2 protein-coding genes and 1 pseudogene are annotated in these 2,436 nt (G+C 65.9%); all 3 read left to right on the top strand.

Annotation, left to right across the window (positions count from 1 at the left end; genetic code table 11):
• Positions 1-458: phosphopantothenoylcysteine decarboxylase domain-containing protein (locus JCM25156_RS13680; protein ID WP_025813523.1), on the top strand; the 458-nt coding region annotated here is incomplete at its 5' end.
• Between the two features lie 12 nt (positions 459-470).
• Positions 471-931 (top strand): annotated as a pseudogene (dut, locus tag JCM25156_RS24490) (dUTP diphosphatase).
• Positions 928-2,436 (top strand): ABC transporter permease (locus tag JCM25156_RS13670; RefSeq protein ID WP_025813522.1); only part of this gene is annotated, 1,509 nt, incomplete at its 3' end. The pseudogene dut and the gene JCM25156_RS13670, both read left to right, overlap by 4 nt.

Below are 2,436 nucleotides of genomic sequence, written 5' to 3'. Positions count from 1 at the left end.
TGCTGGACGCCTGCACCGCCGCCCTGCCATGCGACATCGCGGTCTGCGCCGCCGCCGTGGCCGACTGGCATGTCGTTCCCGCGCCCCAGAAAATAAAGAAGACCACACCCGATGCGGTCCCCACCCTGCAACTGGTCCCGAACCCGGACATTCTGGCCACGTTAAGCCAGCCATCGCCCATGCGCCCCCGGCTGGTGGTGGGATTCGCAGCGGAAACCGAGCAGGTGGACGCACATGCCAGCGCCAAGCGCCTGCGCAAGGGATGTGACTGGATCGTGGCCAATGATGTCAGCCCCACGACTGGCATAATGGGCGGGACGGAAAACGAGATCATGCTGATCGACGCCACCGGCTGCGAACACTGGCCCCGTATGGACAAGGCCCGGGTCGCGCGCAGGCTGGTTGCGCGAATCGCCATATTCCTGCACACGCCGCAACCAGATTCCGAAATTGCCTGACGGACCCCAGCCATGACGTTCTCCCTCCTTCCCATCCAGGTTCGCCGCCTTGCCCATGCGCAAGGGCTGCCGCTGCCTCCTACGCCAGCGATGGCGCCGCCGGGATGGACCTGCTGGCCGCCGTGACCGAACCGATGACCATATGGGCCGGAGGGCGCGCACTGGTGCCCACGGGGCTGTGCATTGCGCTGCCACGGGGGTTTGAACTCCAGATCCGCCCGCGTTCGGGGCTGGCGCTGAAGCACGGCATCACCCTGCCCAACGCCCCCGGCACCATTGACGAGGATTATCGGGGTGAAATCGGCATTATCGTCATGAACACCGGCAGCGAGCATTTCGTGGTCGAACGCGGCATGCGCATCGCGCAGGCGGTTCTGGCCCCCGTGGTGCGTGGGGAGTGGTTAGAAACCACCGACCTGGATGAAACCTGCCGTGGCGCGGGCGGCTTTGGCAGCACGGGCACGGCAGGGTGACGGAAAACGGCCTGCCGGGAAACCTGCGCGTCCGCCCCAACGTGGCGGACCTGCTGGGCCTGCTGGCGATCATGGCCGCCGCGGTCATCATCGCCACGGCGGGGCGTCATATGCTTGTGCCCATTCCCGCCAGCGAGGCCGGAACCATACACCTCAACCCCGCCTGGCTGCCCGCCTATGCGGTGCGGACCACGCTGCGCATGTTCGCGGCGCTTGCCGCGTCACTCGTCTTTACCTTTACCTACGCCGTATGGGCGGCCAAGAGCAGGCGCGCGGGGCAGGTGCTGATCCCGCTGCTCGACATCCTGCAATCCGTGCCCATCCTGGGGTTCCTGACCTTTACCGTCGTCTTCTTTCTCGGCCTGTTTCCCGGCCGGATGATGGGGGCGGAACTGGCGGCCATCTTCACCATATTCACCAGTCAGGCATGGAACATGGCGTTTGCCATGTATCAGGCCCTGCGCACCGTTCCACCCGACCTGGAGGAAGCGGCCCGCTGTTTCGGCCTGACACCGTGGCAGCGGTTCTGGCGGCTGGAGGTGCCCTTCGCCGTGCCCTCGCTGGTCTGGAACACCATGATCTCCATGTCCGGCGGGTGGTTCATGGTCGTCTATTCCGAGACGATCACCGTCGGCAACACGGACATCGCCCTGCCCGGCATCGGGTCGTATGTCGGGCTGGCGATCGAGCAGCGCGACATCTGGGCCATCTTCTACGCCATCGTGACCATGATGGCGGTCATCCTGGCCTACGACCAGTTGCTGTTCCGCCCGCTGGTGGCATGGTCCGCGCGTTTCCGGACCGATGACGGCGCCACGTTTTCCACACCCGACCCATGGGTGCTGACGCTACTGCGCCGCACACACCTGCTACGCCAGATCTGCCTGCGCGTGGGCGATGCGATGACCCGCATCGGCTGGCTGGCGCTGGGCGCGCGGCCCTCCGCCCCCCGGCGCACGTTTGTACCTGCCCGCCTTGTCGATGCCGCATGGCTAACCGCGCTGGCCGTCTTCGCGGTCAGTGTCGGGTGGAAGACATGGGCGTATGGCAGCACGCACTACACGGCGGCACAGGTGACGCAGGTCATCGGGCTGGGCGGCTGCACGCTGCTGCGGGTCACGGTTACGGTTCTGGTGTCCACGCTGGTCTGGGTGCCGATCGGGATCTGGCTGGGCCTGTCGCCACAGCGCGCACAGCGCGCGCAGATGGCCGCGCAGTTCATGGCCGCCTTTCCCGCCAACCTGTTTTTTCCGCTGATCGTGGTCGTGATCGTACACCGGCACCTGAACAGCAACATCTGGCTGACCCCGCTCATGCTGCTGGGCACGCAGTGGTACATCCTGTTCAATATCGTGGCCGGGGCGTCCTCCTATCCCGGTGACCTGCTGGAGGCGGCCCGGAACTTCCATGTCAAGGGATGGCTGTGGTGGCGGCGCGTGATGCTGCCCGGCATCATGCCGTATTTCATTACCGGCGCGCTGACCGCGTCCGGTGGCGCATGGAAC

This window comes from Komagataeibacter kakiaceti JCM 25156 (assembly GCF_000613305.1).
The sequence above is the reverse complement of the archived record's forward strand: the minus strand, read 5'-3'. Positions and strand labels throughout refer to the sequence as shown.